Source organism: Variovorax sp. TBS-050B (assembly GCF_029893635.1).
Taxonomy (GTDB): domain Bacteria; phylum Pseudomonadota; class Gammaproteobacteria; order Burkholderiales; family Burkholderiaceae_C; genus Variovorax.
This window is the reverse complement of record NZ_JARXYR010000001.1, coordinates 279724-294555: the sequence shown is the minus strand read 5'-3', so window position 1 is coordinate 294555 and position 14832 is coordinate 279724. Positions and strand designations below refer to the sequence as shown.

At 72.2% G+C, this 14832-nt stretch carries 16 protein-coding genes and 1 pseudogene; 8 read left to right on the top strand and 9 right to left on the bottom strand.

All coding sequences use genetic code 11. From position 1 onward, the window contains the following. Positions 1-852, top strand: coding sequence for a DUF692 domain-containing protein (locus M2165_RS01405; RefSeq protein ID WP_280812874.1), 852 nt, complete (start codon positions 1-3; stop codon positions 850-852). Further along, positions 849-1646, top strand: a complete 798-nt coding sequence (locus M2165_RS01400) for a DNA-binding domain-containing protein (protein WP_280812873.1) — start codon at positions 849-851, stop codon at positions 1644-1646. Before M2165_RS01405 ends, M2165_RS01400 begins: the two co-directional genes overlap by 4 nt. A gap of 18 nt (positions 1647-1664) precedes the next feature. Here the strand turns inward: M2165_RS01400 and M2165_RS01395 are convergent, their stop codons facing one another. Beyond that, positions 1665-2132: a transcriptional repressor gene (locus M2165_RS01395; RefSeq protein WP_280812872.1), complete on the bottom strand. Its 468-nt coding sequence runs from the start codon at positions 2130-2132 to the stop codon at positions 1665-1667. Positions 2133-2276: 144 nt separating this feature from the next. Between M2165_RS01395 and M2165_RS01390 the strand changes: the two genes are divergently transcribed. The 4 genes from M2165_RS01390 to M2165_RS01375 are packed head-to-tail and all read left to right on the top strand — an operon-like array spanning position 2277 to position 7933. Beyond that, positions 2277-4364 carry a TonB-dependent receptor gene (locus M2165_RS01390; protein WP_280812871.1) on the top strand — a complete coding sequence of 696 codons (2088 nt, stop codon included), beginning with the start codon at positions 2277-2279 and terminating at the stop codon, positions 4362-4364. A 10-nt stretch (positions 4365-4374) separates the two neighbouring features. Beyond that, positions 4375-5115 carry an ABC transporter ATP-binding protein gene (locus M2165_RS01385; protein WP_280812870.1) on the top strand — a complete coding sequence of 247 codons (741 nt, stop codon included), beginning with the start codon at positions 4375-4377 and terminating at the stop codon, positions 5113-5115. Beyond that, on the top strand, positions 5115-6533 hold the full coding sequence (locus M2165_RS01380; protein ID WP_280813156.1) for a DUF3526 domain-containing protein: 1419 nt from the start codon (positions 5115-5117) through the stop codon (positions 6531-6533). The genes M2165_RS01385 and M2165_RS01380 overlap by 1 nt, the downstream gene beginning before the upstream one ends. Continuing rightward, on the top strand, positions 6530-7933 hold the full coding sequence (locus M2165_RS01375; protein WP_280812869.1) for a DUF3526 domain-containing protein: 1404 nt from the start codon (positions 6530-6532) through the stop codon (positions 7931-7933). The genes M2165_RS01380 and M2165_RS01375 overlap by 4 nt, the downstream gene beginning before the upstream one ends. 24 nt (positions 7934-7957) lie before the next feature. Here M2165_RS01375 and M2165_RS01370 read toward each other — a convergent pair whose 3' ends face one another. Then, positions 7958-8404, bottom strand: a complete 447-nt coding sequence (locus tag M2165_RS01370; RefSeq protein WP_280812868.1) for a hypothetical protein — start codon at positions 8402-8404, stop codon at positions 7958-7960. 54 nt (positions 8405-8458) lie between these two features. Here M2165_RS01370 and M2165_RS01365 point away from each other — a divergent pair, with 54 nt between their 5' ends. Next, the gene (locus tag M2165_RS01365) at positions 8459-8917 is read left to right on the top strand and encodes a PaaI family thioesterase (RefSeq protein WP_280812867.1); all 459 of its coding nucleotides are present in this window, start codon (positions 8459-8461) and stop codon (positions 8915-8917) included. Between the two features lie 22 nt (positions 8918-8939). Here the strand turns inward: M2165_RS01365 and M2165_RS01360 are convergent, their stop codons facing one another. From M2165_RS01360 to M2165_RS01350, 3 genes are all read right to left on the bottom strand, one after another. After that, positions 8940-9422 (bottom strand): MarR family transcriptional regulator, encoded by a 483-nt coding sequence (locus tag M2165_RS01360; RefSeq protein ID WP_280812866.1) that lies wholly within the window; start codon positions 9420-9422, stop codon positions 8940-8942. A gap of 90 nt (positions 9423-9512) precedes the next feature. Then, positions 9513-9884 (bottom strand): hypothetical protein, encoded by a 372-nt coding sequence (locus M2165_RS01355; protein WP_280812865.1) that lies wholly within the window; start codon positions 9882-9884, stop codon positions 9513-9515. A gap of 116 nt (positions 9885-10000) precedes the next feature. Next, on the bottom strand, positions 10001-10699 hold the full coding sequence (locus M2165_RS01350; RefSeq protein WP_280812864.1) for a TetR/AcrR family transcriptional regulator C-terminal domain-containing protein: 699 nt from the start codon (positions 10697-10699) through the stop codon (positions 10001-10003). Between the two features lie 101 nt (positions 10700-10800). Between M2165_RS01350 and M2165_RS01345 the strand changes: the two genes are divergently transcribed. Continuing rightward, on the top strand, positions 10801-11376 hold the full coding sequence (locus M2165_RS01345) for a peroxiredoxin-like family protein (protein ID WP_280812863.1): 576 nt from the start codon (positions 10801-10803) through the stop codon (positions 11374-11376). A 10-nt stretch (positions 11377-11386) separates the two neighbouring features. Here the strand turns inward: M2165_RS01345 and M2165_RS01340 are convergent. From M2165_RS01340 to M2165_RS01325, 4 genes and pseudogenes are all read right to left on the bottom strand, one after another. Next, a pseudogene (locus tag M2165_RS01340) lies at positions 11387-12126 on the bottom strand (NAD(P)-dependent oxidoreductase). Between the two features lie 34 nt (positions 12127-12160). After that, positions 12161-12790, bottom strand: coding sequence for an NAD(P)H-dependent oxidoreductase (locus M2165_RS01335; RefSeq protein ID WP_280812862.1), 630 nt, complete (start codon positions 12788-12790; stop codon positions 12161-12163). Next, positions 12787-13281, bottom strand: coding sequence for a GNAT family N-acetyltransferase (locus M2165_RS01330; protein WP_280812861.1), 495 nt, complete (start codon positions 13279-13281; stop codon positions 12787-12789). Before M2165_RS01330 ends, M2165_RS01335 begins: the two co-directional genes overlap by 4 nt. Positions 13282-13391: 110 nt before the next feature. Continuing rightward, positions 13392-14810: a PLP-dependent aminotransferase family protein gene (locus tag M2165_RS01325; protein ID WP_280812860.1), complete on the bottom strand. Its 1419-nt coding sequence runs from the start codon at positions 14808-14810 to the stop codon at positions 13392-13394. Positions 14811-14832: the final 22 nt, after the last annotated feature.

The window sequence follows — 14832 nt, the reverse complement described above, 5'->3', positions numbered from 1 at the left end:
ATGCCCGCGGCGCCTGCCTCCGAGCCGGGCCGGGCGCCCGGATTCGGCCTGGGCCTTCGCACGGCCCACTACAACGATTTCCTCGCCGCGCCGCAGCGCGTGGACTGGCTGGAGGTGATCTCCGACAACTACATGGTGCCCGGCGGCAAGCCGCTCGCGATGCTCGATGCGATGCGCGAGCGCTATCCGCTCGCGATGCACGGCGTGTCGCTGTCGATCGGCAGCGTCGACGGCCCCGACCCCGCCTACCTCGAGAGGCTCCGTGCACTCGCCACGCGGGTGCAGCCGATGTGGATCTCCGACCACCTGTGCTTCACCGGCGTGCACGGCCGGAACACGCACGACCTGCTGCCGCTGCCCTACACCGAGGAAGCACTGCGGCTCGTGGTGCGCCACGTGCAGCAGGTGCAGGAGTTCCTCGGGCAGCGCGTCCTGCTCGAGAACGTGTCGAGCTACCTGAGCTTCGACGCGTCGACGATGCCCGAATCCGAATTTCTCGCGCAGGTGGCGCGGCAGGCCGACTGCCTCATCCTGCTCGACCTCAACAACGTGCACGTCAGCGCCGTCAACCACGGCCTCGATGCGCTCGACTACCTGCGCGCCATGCCGGCCGAACGCGTACGGCAGTTCCACCTCGCGGGCCACACCGACCACGGCGACCACCTGATCGACACCCACGACCATCCGGTCGCAGACCCGGTGTGGGCGCTCTACCGCGCGGCGCTTCTGCGCTTCGGCCCCGTGGCCACGATGATCGAGCGCGACGACCACATTCCGCCGCTGGCGGAACTGCTGGCCGAACTCGACATCGCGCGCCGCATCGCGGCCGACACGCTGCGGCAGGCCGCATGAACGGCCACGGCGCCCCCACCGGCCTGGCCACGCTGCAGCATGCACTGCAGGCCCACCTGCTGCACGGCGACGAGGCGGTCGCCGCCAGCCTGCAGGGCGGCGGCATCGGCATCGCGCGGCGCCTGGCCATCTACCGCAACGGCTACCGGCTGCGGCTACTGGATGCGCTGAAGGACAGCCATGGCCATCTCGCGCGCTGGCTCGGCGACGCGGTGTTCGAGCCGCTCGCCCTCGCCTGGATCGAAGCCCACCCCTCGCAGTGCCGCAACCTCAACGACTACGGGGCCGGCTTTTCGCAGTGGCTGCAGCAGGCCTGCCCCGAAGCGCCCGTGCGCGCCGAACTCGCGCAGATGGACTGGGCGCTGCGGCGCGCCTTCGACGGTCGCGACAGCCCTGTGCTGACGCGCGACGAGCTGGCCGCGCTGCCGCCCGAAGCATGGGCGGACGTGGGCTTCACGCCCGTGCCGACCTGGACGCTGCTCGTGCAGCGGCACAACACCCTCGCGCTCTGGCTCGCGCTCGACGAAGAGGACACGCCGCCGCCCGTGCAGGCGCTCGCGGCAGCGCAGACGGTGATGGTGTGGCGCAAGGGCCTGCAGCCGCATTTCCGCAGCATCGGCCGCGACGAATGCGAGGCGCTGCAGCTGCTGCATGGGGGCGCGAGCTTCGCCGAGGTCTGCGGCCGACTGGCCACGCAAGATCCCGAGCAGGCACAGCATGCCGCGCAAACGGCCGGCCGCTGGCTGCAGCGCTGGCTCGACGAGGAACTGCTCGGCCCCCTCGCCGGCCGTTGAGGGGCGCGCGGCCGTCCCTCAGCCTTTCTTCGCCGCGCCCGCCGCGGGAGCAGCCCGCTTGCGGCAGTCCGCGCACTGCCCGTAGAGCGTGAGCTCGTGCGACTCCACGCGGAAGCCCTTCGGCGCCAGTTCGGAGAAATCGCCCGGGCATGCATGCACGTCGAAGACGCGGCTGCAGGAGCGGCATTGAAAGTGATGGTGGTGCCCGTGCCGCGCCGACTCGTAGCGCGGCGCCTCGCCCGGCAGTTCGACGCTGCGGATCTGCCCCGCCTCCGCCAGCAGCTTGAGGTTGCGGTAGACGGTGGCGATGCTCAGCGCCGCCACTTCCTGCTGCGCGGCCTCCAGGATCTCCTGCGGCAGCAGCGGCCGCGCGGCACCGTCGATCACCGCGCGGATCGCGGCCTTCTGCCGCGTGCCGCGCTGGGTCACCGCGGGCGCTTCCAGGCCCTGGGCAGAAACAATTCGGGTCGATGGGGAAGCAGCCATGAAAAGCAAAAAGGAACGCGCCGCCGTGCGGCAGGTGGGGGACGGGAGCCGAGTCTAGTGCCTTCGCCCGGTGCGTGTGGTCCGTATTATTGCGATTGCAATATCATTAGCGGTTAACATTTCCGCACACCCGGCCCCCGATCCATGAACGCGCCCCCGACGCCCAGACTCCGACTCCCCTCCTCGCTGGCTTTCGTGGCCGGCCTCACCTGCGCCGGCACCGCCGCGGCGCAGGACCCGGTCCAGACGCTCGGCGAGATCAGCGTGACCGCCTCCGACGATGCCGAGCGGCAGATCAGGCGCACCCGCCTCACGAACGACAGCACCGGCCTGCCTTCGGGGCTCAGCGTCATCACGAGCGAGGAGATCGGCACGCTCAACGTGGGACGCGACATTTCCAACGTGTTCCGGCGCGTGCCCGGGGTGGTGGCCAACAACATCGACCAGGGCGACACCGGCAACGGCTTTCGCATGCGGGGCTTCGCCACGCAGGGCACGCACGGCGCGGACACCGCCGTCTACGTCGACGGCGTGCCGCAGAACATGCCCTCGAGCCAGGCCGGTGCGGGCCACGGCCCGGCGTTCCTCGAATGGATCACGCCCGACATGATCGGCCGCATCGACGTCATCAAGGGGCCGATCTCCGCGCTCTACGGCGACCAGAACCGTGCCGGCGCGGTCAGGGTGGACACCCGGACAGGGCCGGTGCCGTCGAGCGTCGGCCTGTCCCTCGAAAGCTACGGCGGGCGGCGTGCCTCGCTGGTGCTGGGCAACGCCTTCGCGAGCGTGCAGTCGCTGCTCGTTGCCGACAGCTACCGCACCGACAGCTACCGCTTTGCCGGCCGGACCGAGCGCGACAACCTGTTCTGGAAGCTCTCCACGCGCCTGGGCGACGGCCTCTACAGCCTGCGCGTCAACCACTACCGGTCCGACAGCGTCGCCGCGGGCTACCTGCTGCTGCCCGACCTGCAGCGCGGTGCCGTCGATCCGCGCGCGACCCAGTTCAACCTCCCCGGCTTCGGCAGCGGCCAGCGCACGGGGCTGGTCTTCAACCGCAGCCCCGCCACGAGCGAGGAAGGCTGGTCGGCCAGCGCGTACGCCGAGCGCTTCGAGCGCTTGCGCGGCATCGCGAGCAGCCATGTGCAGCACACCGTGGGCTCGGACGACCGCCATTTCTACGGTGGCCGGCTGGCGCGGAACTTCGTGTTCGCCGACAGGGCCTCGCTGATCGTCGGCGCGGAGCTGCGCCGCGATGCCGGCGACGCCGAGCGCCGCATCTGGCGCGCATGGCTGCCGACGGCCAACTACGTCAACAACCAGAAGCTCGATCTGCTGACCTACGGTCTCTTCGCCCAGGGACAGTACAAACTCGCGCCCAACCTCAAGCTGCTCGCGGGCGTGCGGCGCGACTGGTTCGACTACGACATCGACAACCGCAAGCTGCCGGGCGCGTCGACCCACTACAAGGATGCGGTCACCACGCCCAAGCTGGGCGCGGTCTGGAGCATCACGCCCGCGCTCGACCTGTTCGCCAACATTGCCGAGGGCTTCCGCTCGCCGGCCGCGGAGCAGATCAGCGGCAGCGGCGCGACCGGCCCGCTTGGCGCGGCCGGCGGCACGGTGTACGACGTGGCGCCCTCGAAGGTGAAATCGCGCGATCTCGGCTTCGGCTTCTCGCCCTCGCCCGACTGGACCACCTCGGGCGTGGTCTACCACACGCTCAACCAGGACGAGATCGTGGCGCAGGCCGACGGCTCCTACAAGTCGGTGGGCGAGACCACGCGCAAGGGCTACGAGATCGAGACGCGCCTGCGTCTCGATGCGCGCTGGTCGGTGTACGGCAGCTACGGCCGCATCGTCGAGGCGCGCGTGAACAACCCGCTGCCCAACACCGGCGCCCGGCTCTCGGTGCCCGAGCATCAGCTCAAGCTCGGCGCGGAATACCGCCAGCGCCTCGGCGCCGGCCGGCTCACGCTCAATGCCGACGCCTACCTCACCGCCAACAATCCCTACTACGTCGGCACGCCGCAGACCCAGCTGCGCATGATGCCCACCTACACGCGCTACGACCTCAAGGCGACCTACGACCGCGAGAACGTCCAGTTCACGCTGTTCGCGATCTTCCAGCCACACCGCTTCGCCGCCGACATCGCCTACGGCTCCGCGGCCGGCCTGCTGATCTCGCCCCAGCCGCGGCGCCAGGTCGGTGCGTCGGTGCGCTACTTCTTCTGAGCGCCACGCCATGACGCCACAACAGGACATCCTCTCGGTGCGCGCGCTCACCGTCGAGCGCGACGGCCGCCGCACCATCGACCGCCTCGATCTCGGCGTCGGTGCCGGCTGCGTCTTCGCGCTGCTCGGCGGCAACGGCGCGGGCAAGACCACCACGCTCAACGTGCTGCTGGGCTTCGTCGCGCCCGCGTCGGGCGAAGCGCGCGTGGCGGGCTTCTCGCCCACGCGCGATGCGGCCGAGGTGCGACGCCGGCTCGCCTACCTGCCCGAGAACGTGGCGCTCTATCCGTACCTGAGCGGCGTGGAGAACCTGCAGTACTTCTGCACGCTCGCGGACATCGCGCTCGGGCGGGCCGACGCCCGGGCGCTGCTGGCGCGCACGGGCCTGCAGGCGCAGGCGCACGAGGCCAGGGTCGCCACCTACTCCAAAGGCATGCGGCAGAAGGTGGGGCTCGCCATCGCCCATGCCAAGCGGGCCGAGGCCATGCTGCTCGACGAGCCGACCTCCGGGCTCGACCCCGGCGCGGCCAACGATTTCGCGCGCCGCATGCGCGCCGCCGCCGACGGCGGCATGGCGGTGCTCATGGCCACGCACGACCTGTTCAACGCGCGCCAGGTGGCCGACCGCATCGGCATCCTCAAGGCGGGCCGCCTCGTCGCGGCGTTCGATGCCCGCACGGTGAGCCACGGCGAACTCGAACGCGCCTACCTCGCCCACGCGCACGGCGATGCCACGGAGCCCGCGCCGTGATGCTGACGGCGGTGATCCGGAAGGAACTGCGCGCGCTGCTGCGCGACGGGCGCTTCGCGGTGCTGGCCGTTTCGATGGGGCTGCTGCTCGCGGGCCTGCTCGTGGTCTCGGCGCAGCAGCACCGGCGGCTGGCCGCGGAAAAGGCCGAGGTCGCCGCTGCCGTGCGCCACCAGTGGGACACGCAGGGCGACAAGCATCCGCACCGCGGCGCGCACTTCGGCCTCTATGCCCTGCGTCCCGACGCGCCGCTCGCGGCCATCGATCCGGGGCTCGGGCCCTACCTGGGGCAGGCGCTCTGGCTCGAACCGCATCGCCGCAACATGACGCGCTTTCGCCCCGCGGCCGACGAGGCGCCTTCGGTGCGCTTCGGGCAGCTGACGCCGGCCTTCGCGTTGACGGCATTGATGCCGCTGCTGATCATCGCGCTCGGCTTCAACGCGGTGAGCGCCGAACGCGAGAGCGGCACGCTGCGCATGCTGCACGGCGCGGGCCTGCGCCCCGGCCGGCTGATGGCGGGCAAGCTCGCCGCGCTGCTCGCGGTGGTGGCGCTGATGCTGCTGGCCTGCGTCGGCGGCGGGCTGCTGCTCGCCGCGGCCGGCGGGTTGCCGGATGCGGATGCGTTCGGCCGCGGCGGCCTGCTGGCGGCCTCGTTCCTCGTCTACTACGGCGTGTTCGCGGCCCTGGCGCTGGCCGCATCGGCGTGGCTTTCCACCAGCCGTCTCAGTCTCTTCGTGCTGCTCGGGCTCTGGGTGACGTTCGTGTTCGTGGTGCCGCGCCTCGGCGCCGCCGCGGCCGAGCGCGCGGTGCCGCTGCCGAGCGCCGAGCGCTTCTGGGGCGACATCCAGCGCGACTACACGCAGGGCCTTCCCGGCGACGCGGATCTCGCAGCCCGCGGCAGGGCCTTCGAGGCCGAACTCCTGCGCCGGCACGGCGCCGCCAGGCTCGAAGACCTGCCCTTCGGCGTCGCGGCCGTGCGGCGCATGGAACGCGACGCCTACGCGGACCGCGTGCATGCGCTGCACTTCGACGCGCTGTGGTCGCGCTATGCCTCGCAGGAGCGCTGGCTGCGCGCCGCTGCCGGGCTCAGCCCCGCGGTCGCGATGCGCGCGATCTCGATGAAGCTGGCGGGCACCGACCTCGCGCACCAGCGCCACTTCGAGGACGCCGCCGAAGCCTACCGGCGCCAGGTCAACACCACCATCGACGAATGGGACGCGGGCCACACGCGCGGACTGACCTCCTTCGACGACCGCTATGCCGACGATGCGCTGTGGCGTTCCGTCGCACCCTTTCGCTATGCCCCGCCCGGCGCGGGCTTCGCGTGGACGGCCGCGCTGCCCGACATCGCGCTGCTGCTGGCCTGGGCGCTCGCCGCCGCATGGCTGTGCATCGCGAGCCTGCGGAGGCTGCAGCCATGAACGCGGCCATGACGCTGCGGCTGGTGCGGGCCGAATGGCTGCGGCTCGTGCGCCAGCGCCAGAACCTCGGGGTGCTCGCGGTGTTCGCGCTGCTGCTCGCTGCGAGCGCGGCATGGTCGGGCCTGGCGGCGCGGGAGCATCGCGCGGCGGCTGCCGCGCAGCAGGCGCGCTGGGAGCAGCTTCGCCTCGACGCCCGTGCCGGCGCGGGCGAGCCCCGCGACGCGATGCAGGCCATGATGGCCGCCTTCCAGTTCGCACGCAGCGAAGCCCCGCCGGCGCGGCTGCCCGCGCTGGGCGGGCTCGCCCTCGGCACCGGCACCTTCGACCTGATGGGTCCGGAGGTGCGCGTCACCGTCGAGAACCGCCACACCGACGCGCGCAGGTCGGAGCGGCTCGGCAATCCGCTGCTGGAGGATTTCGGTCTGCCCGACTTCGCCACCGTGCTCGCCCTGCTGCTGCCGCTGGCGCTGATCGGGCTCTGCCACGGACTGGTGCAAGAGGAGCGCGAGCAGGGCCGCTGGCGGCTCGTGGCGGCGCAGTGTGCGCGGCCGGCCCGGGTCGTCGCCGTGGCGCTCGCGCTGCGCGGCGCCGCCGTCTGGGCGGTGGCCGCGGCTGCCTCCCTGCTCGCCTTCGCGCTCGATCCGGGTGCGGGCGCGGCGGCGCTTCTGTGCTGGCTGGCGGCCATGGCGGCGTTCTGTGCCATCTGGCTCGCGGCGGCCGGGCTGTTCTGCCTGCTGCCGTTCTCCTCGGGCTCCGCGGCGCTGGGCCTGCTCGCCTGCTGGCTGCTCTCGACCTTCGCCGTGCCCGCGGCACTGGCGGCCTGGGCGGACCGCGAAGCGCCGATGCCCTCGCGGCTGGCCGCCGTCGCGGCCGTGCGCGAGGCACAGCAGGCGGCCGAAGTCGACATGGACCGGCACCTCGCCGCCTGGTACGCCGCGCATCCAGAAGCGCTGCCGGCCGACGGACGCACGCGCCACGCCTGGCCGGTTTCGTTCCTGCCGCGCTACCTTGCGCAGGACCGGAAAATCCGGCCGCTGATGCTGCGTTTCGACGAGGCGCGCGCGCGCCGCTTCGCGTGGCTGGAGCGGCGGAACTGGCTCTCGCCCAGCCTCGCCCTCGCGATGCTCGCCGACCGCCTGGCCGGCATCGATGCGCCGCGCTACCTGCGCCACGTCGAGCGCGTGAACGCCTACGAAGACGCGTGGCGCGACTTCTTCGTGCCGCGCATCATGCGCTACCGCGGCCTCGCGCCGGAAGACTTCGATCGGCTGCCCCGCTTCGAACCCGTGCCGGAGCCGGCGCCCGCGGACGCCGGCCGCCAGATCCTGCAGCTCGTGCTGGTTGCGCTGGCGCTCGCGGCCTGCGGCGCGGCGGCGCATCGCACCCTGGAGCAGCCTTAGCCTCGTCGCACCCGGCGCACGGCCTCACGCCGCCGCGAGCACCGATGCCGCGAATGCCGCATTGGCCACGGCGAGCGCCAGATCGACGAAGAAGATGAGGCGCATCGGCCCGCGCAGCACCGCCCAGCTGTCGGCCCGGCCGCGGCGATGCCGCAGCGCCATGTGCGCATTGACCGCGAACTGTCCCGCATGCACGAGCGCGAGCACCGCCGCCAGGCAGGCCCACTGCGCCGGCGCCGCGAACAGCCCTTGCCCGGCGAGCAGCAGCAGGCAGAAGACCAGCCATGCCAGGTTCATCGCACCCAGGAAGCGCACCGCGCCCGCGACCGCGAACAGCAGCGGCGACGCCCGCTCCGCCCTGGGCAGGAGCAGCCTCGCGGCGCCGGCCGCATCGACGCAGAAGAACCGCGCGCCCAGCGCGAACCACAGGGCGTTGAGCACCAGAAGGCCGGTCCAGACCGTTTGCTGCATTGCACTTGCGTCCATGGGTTCGTCGGATTTCGAGTTTAGGTCAATAATGTTGACATGACAAACTCCGCAAGCTCCGGCGCGGCCGGATCCATGGCCGCGAGCGGCCTCGACGTCCTGCAGGCCATGATGGAAGGCCGCATCGCGCCCTCCGGCATCGCGCAGACGATGCCGATGCGGCTGTCGGCGGTCGCACCCGGGAAGGTGAGCATGCGCGTCGTTCCAGACGAGCGGCATCTCAATCCCGCGGGCATGGTGCATGGTGGATTCGCGGCCACCTGCCTGGACGGCGCCGCCGCGCTCGCGCTGTTCTCCGCGCTCGATGCGGCAACGCCCTATTCGACCGTCGACCTCAGCGTGAAGTACCTGCGCCCCCTGGCCGCACACACCGAGTACCTGGCGCATGCGACGCTGGTCGAACGCACGCGCTCGCTCGGCATCTGCAGCGCCGAACTCCGGGGCACGGACGGCAAGCTCCATGCGCTCGCGTCCGCCACGCTGATGGTGAAGACCTAGTGCGCTGTCGCGTGCTGCCGGGCTAGGCGTTGCGCGCGAGCTCGAGCATGACCCGGCGCCAGGCATCGCGTTCGCGTTCGCCCACGGATCGCAGCGCGCGGTCCATCACCGCGGCCTCGTGCGCAGAGGCGGCCCGCTCGATGCGGGCGCCTTCGCGCGTGAGCCGCAGCAGCTTGGTGCGATGCTCGTGCGGACTGCGCTCGGCGAGGACCAGCCCTTCTTCCTGCAGGTGCTTGAGCGGCCGGTGCAGCGCCTGCTTCGACACGCCCAGCAGCGCGACCAGTTGGCCGACCGGCATGCCGTCGGCACGCGCGATCGCATAGAGCATGCGGTGATGCACGCGCGAGAGCCCGTGCCTGGCCAGAAACACGTCGGCCTGCGCGACGAGCCCGCGGAACGCGAAGTGCATCAGCAGCAGCGCGCCGTCGTCGGGACGCACCGCTTTCAGCCCGGCTTGGGCCACCTGCAGCAGGTCGAAGATGTTCTCGGGGCGGGAGGCTCCCATGGCCTGGACGGATGCGACGGAGGATGATGAAGAAGGCGGAGCCGCAGTCTAGCGGCACCGCCCGTGCATCGCGTCGCCGCCGCCGGCCGCTCAGACCCTGAAGGAAAGCGGCTTGGACGCCAGCGGCCCGCGCCGCCGCGGCAGCGATCTGGCCGGCAGCGCCTTCAGGGCCTGCCAGCGGCTCGGCGGCGTGCGCCGTGCATAGACGAGCGCAGCCACCAGGCCCAGCCCCGCAAGGGCGGCACCGCCCCAAGCTGCCGCGGGACTGCGGAGCGCGCGCGCGAACCTCGATCGCTCGCCGTCCCCCGGCTGCCAGCCGGAAGCGGCGCGCTCGCGCGCGGTCAGGGGGCGCGCCGTGTTGGGGTTCTCCTCGCTCTCGAGAACGGCCTGGGAGACCTCCAGCGGCGTGAGTTCGTCGGCGCTGGACCCGGCCGGGGCGTTGGCTTGCGAATGGATGCTCATGGGGAAACCTCTCCTTGCTTGCGTGGTGGATGGGTGAGGGTCGATGGACCGTTGCACCCGAGCCTCTCCCCCCGCCTGCACGCGGCCGTACAGCGCGCAACCGACATTCGCGTAGGTCAAAAGCGCAAGCGGGAACCCGACGCCCGGGGACGCGCGGCGGCGTTCCCGCCCGCCGGCGCCGGGTCGCACGCCAGTCCCGCCAGCAGCAGGTCGAGGCTGGCCCGGAACTCGTCCTCGGGCGTGCTTCCGATCGCCGCGGAGGCCGTGTCGATCAGGTGCGGAAAGCGGTCGGCGGGCAGCGCCCGGAACCTGGCGATCGTTTCCTCCGCCGACTCCGCCGCCTGCAGCGACAGCGGCCCGGCCAGCTCGGCCTGGGCCAGTCCGGTGACCAGCGCGGAGATCGCGCGGAACGCCACCAGCAGCCGCGCGCCCGAGCGCCCGCTGCGCGCCAGGGCCGCCAGCAGCGCCTCCAGCACTTCGAACATCGCCGGCGCCCGGCTGCGGCGCGTCAGGATCAGCGGAATCGCGTGGGGATGCGCCCGCACCGTGCGCCACAGCGCCGTCGCGATGGCATGCACTTCGTCGCGCCATGTCGCGTAGGGCCCGGGCGCCCAGGCGACCTCGGCGAGCACCGCCTCGATCACGAGCAGGTCGACCGCCTCGCGCTGCGGCACGTAGTTGTAGAGGGTCATCGCGCTGGTGCCCAGTTCGGCGGCGAGCGAGCGCATCGACAGGCCGCTCGCCCCCTCGCGGTCGAGCAGGCGCAACGCGGCGGCCTGCAGTTGTGCGTGCGTGAATCTGGCAGGTCGGCCCATCGCGGCTCCGTTGACGTCGGTTCGATCGGGCGAGTATAGTCTTTTACGTACACTGTACGTTTATGGCTGCGCACCTCCCGCCGCGGCTCCAAAGGAAATCCATGAAGCTCTCTCCAGGTGCGGTCGCGCCCGCCTTCACCGCCCAGACGATCCTGGGCAAGCCGGTCTGCGTACCGGCCGCCGGCGAGACATCGTTGGTGCATCTGCAGTTCCGCCGCTTCGCGGGCTGCCCGGTGTGCAACTTCCATCTGCGCACCATGGCCCTGCGGCAGGCGGAGATCGAAGCGGCCGGTGTCCGGCAACTGATCTTCTTCCACTCCTCGGCCGACGAGATGCGCAAGTACCAGGCCCAGCTCCCCTTCGATTGCATCGCCGATCCGCAAAAGCAGCACTACCGCGCCTATGGCGTCGAGACCTCCTGGCGCGCGATGCTGCACCCTCGTGTGTTCTGGAGCGGCATGCGCTGGGTGCTGTCCACCGGGCGGTTCTACCGGCGGGCGGAGAACGGCATCGCGGGGCTGCCCGCGGATTTCCTGCTCGACGCACGGGGCCGGATCCTGTTCTGTCGATATGGCCAGCATGCCGACGACCACTGGGAGGTCGACGAGCTGCTGCGGCTCGCGGGCCATGCCGCCACCCGGCCGCACGCCGGCGATGCCGGCGTGGCGAGCGCCTGAGCGCGCGCGATCAGGCCTTGTCCGCCACGCGCATCTCGGGCCGCCAGCCCAGCACGCGCCGGGCCTTGGCGCTGTCGACCTCGGGCCCGTCCTCCGTCACGTTGAAGACGCCGCCGATGCCGCGCTGCCAGGCCAGCAGCGCCGCCCATGCGGCCGCCTCCACATGCACCGGACCCGGGCCCGCCGGCGCCTCGGTGCCTGTGCCCGATCCGTAGAACCGGCCGTAGCGCAGCACGGTGCCGGTCATGCCCTCGGCGTTCAGCACTGCCTGCTCCAGCGCCGCCACGCCGCGCACGCTCACGCCACGCGCACCTTCCGCATCCAGGTCCAGCGGCAGGTCCTCGGTGAAGGGCTTCGGCGCGGGTGCATAGGCCCAGGCGATGCTCTGCGCGACGATGCGCTTCGCGCCGGCGGCGCGCGCGGCGTCGACCAGGTGGCGCGTGCCCTCGGTCCGCACGCGGGCATTGCGCACCAGCGACTCGGCCATGCGCGCGGGATCGAGCCCCGGCGGCAGGTCGGTGAGCTGGTGGATCACGCCCGCGGGCGCGATGCGCACGAGCGCCTCCTTCAGCGCCTCGGCATCGAACACGTCGACCAGCACCGGCGTCGCGCCCATCGCCTGCAGCGCCGCCGCGCGTTCCGGCCGGCGGGTGCTGCCGTGCACCTCGTAGCCCGCTCCTCGATCAGCAGCGGGACCAGCACGCGGCCCACGGCGCCCGTGGCACCGGCCAGGAAGACCTTTTCGCTCATCGCTCGTGTTCCTTCTTCGTGTGCGGCCGGAGGTTCATGCGGACAGGCCGGCCGGCAGCTGCCGCTCCAGCAGCGCCTGCGCGTCGCGCAGGGCTTCTTCGACGCGCGCTTCGCCCCCGACCATGCGCTGCAGTGGGAAGAAGCGCAGGTCGCGCAGGCCGATGGTGCCGAGCGCGGCCTGCAGGTACGGCGTCAGGAAGTCGGGCTGCCGCGCGTCCGCGCCGGTGTAGCTGCCGCCCGCCGCCACGGCGACGTAGACGGGCCGGTCGGCCAGCAGCCCCTTCTTGCCCTCGGGCGTGAGCCGGAAGGTGCGGTGCACCCGGATCACATGGTCGAGCCAGGCCTTGAGCACCGAGGGCACGGTGTAGTTGTGCATGGGCGTGCCGATCACCAGCGTGTCGGCGCGCTCGAGCTCCGCAATGAGCTGGTCGGAGCGCAACAGCGATCCGCCGTGCGCCGGCGCGTCGTCCGGCGGTGGACGCGAGCCGGCCAGCGCATGCCCGTAGTCTTCGTCGGCATGCGGCAGTGGCACCGCGCCGAGGTCGCGCGTCGTCACCTCGGCGCACGGATGCCGCGCCACGAGCCGCGCGACGATGCGCTGCGAGAAGCGCAGGCTCAGCGACTCGGCGCCGCGCGGGCTGCAGACGATGTGCAGGATCTTCATCGCGCGCCTCCATCGGCGAGCGGCTTGCTGAAGCGCATGGCGCCGCTCAGCAGGCCCTGGCGAAAGTAGAAGCGCTGCGCGAGCGCGTTCGACAGGCCGGTGTCGAGCACATAGCGCACGCAGCCCGCCGCCCGCGCGATGCGCGTGGTCTCGTCGATCACGCGTTCGCCCCAGCGGCGGCCGCGCGCCGATTCGCGCGTGACCAGGTCGTCGAGGTAGAGGAAGCGGCCGTAGACGAGGTTCTCCTGCAGGCGGTAGCCGCCGAGCGCCACCGCCTCGCCGTCGTGCCAGACGGCGAGCAGGCGGTATCCGTCGGCCTGCATGCGGCGCATGCGCGCGATCATGTCGTCGGCGCTCTCGAGGTGCGGGCGCAGTTCGCGCATCACGGGCCAGCAGGCGCGCAGTTCCTCGTCGGTGTCGGCATGGCGCACGATGGCGCCGGCGTGTCGGGCGTCGGTGGCCCGAGGGTGGGTGGCGGGGGTGGAATGCATCGGCACGACTCTAGGGAGCGCTGCGCCGGCGCGAAAGGCCCAAGACATGGGCGCTGCGCTGAACCAAGCAGGCGCGCCGCCTCGCATACGGAGCGCTGCCTCCGAGGCCGTCAGCGATGGCGCGCGATCAGCCGCAGGAGCTTGGCGCAGGTCTCGTGGGCGATCTCTTCGCGCAGGTTGGTCACGCCGAGCAGCAGGCCCGACTGCGCAGACGTCGGCGCCGCGTACCACGGCGACAGCGGCACGGGCGCCATGCCCTCTTCGTGCGCGGCGCGTGCGAGCGCGAGGTCGGAACATCCCGGCGGCAGCCGCAGCAGCACCGCGAGGCCCGCGGCATGGTGCGTGGCGGCCATCGCATCGAGGCCGGCGACCAGCGCGTCGCGGCGCGCCGCATAGAGGCGCCGCATGCGGCGCAGATGCCGCAGGTAATGGCCGTCCTGCATGAAGTCGGCCACCGCATGCTGCACCAGCGGCGAAGGCGCGGCGCCCGTGGCACCGGCATGCCGGCCGAAGTGCTCGGCCTGTTCCGGCGGCACCACCAGGAAGCCGAGCCGCAGCACCGGACTCAGGGTCTTGCTGAAGCTTCCGATGTGCAGCACGCGTGCGCGCCCGGGCGCATGGCCGGCGGGCTGCTGCGCCGCGCAGAGCGACAGCGCGGCGCGGCCCTGCAGCTGCAGTTCGCTCAAGTAGTCGTCCTCGACGATCCATGCCTGCGACCGTTCGGCCCATTCGAGCAGCGCCTGCCGGCGGCGCGGCGACAGGGTGACGCCCAGCGGCGCCTGCTGCCCCGCGGTCACCACCGCGAGCGATGCCCGCGGCGCCCGCGCGATGCCTTCCGCCACGTCGAGGCCCTCGGCATCGACCGGCACCGCGACCGGCGCCATGCCCAGCAGCGCGAGCGCACGGCGCGCGACCGGATAGCCCGGGTCCTCCATCCACGCGGCGCCGCCGGCCAGCCGAAGCGCCCGCACCGCCAGCGACAGCGAAGCGCCGTAGCCCGTGGTCACGAACACCTGCGCCGGCGTGCACGCCAGCCCGCGCGCGAGCGACAGGTAGGCCGCGATCTGCGCGCGCAGCGCCGGTTCGCCGCGCGGATCGGGGTATTGCTGCGGCGCCTGCGTCACGCGGCGCGCCGCGGCGGCCAGCATGCGCGACCAGGTCTTGGCCGGGAACATGTCCTGCGCCGGCACGCCCATCTGGAACACGCCGGCGGGCCGCGGATGCCCGCCGATCTCATCGTCCAGCCGGATCGAGGCTTCGGCGCGCGGTGCCACCGGCGGGCGCCGCGCGACATGCGTGCCGGCCGCGCCCGAGGAGACGATCAGCTGCTCGTCGCACAGGCGTTCGTAGGCGAGCCGCACCGTGCCGCGCGCCACGCCGAGCTGCGACGCCAGATCGCGCCATGACGGCAGCCGCGCCCCAGCCGCGAGCCGGCCTTGCTCGATGGCGGCGCGCAGGCCGTCGCTGATCTGTTGCGTGATCGGTTCGCGCGCGTTGCGGCGGATGGAAATCTGCAGGTGGTCGGGCATCCGCCAATGTTAGGCAAGAGAG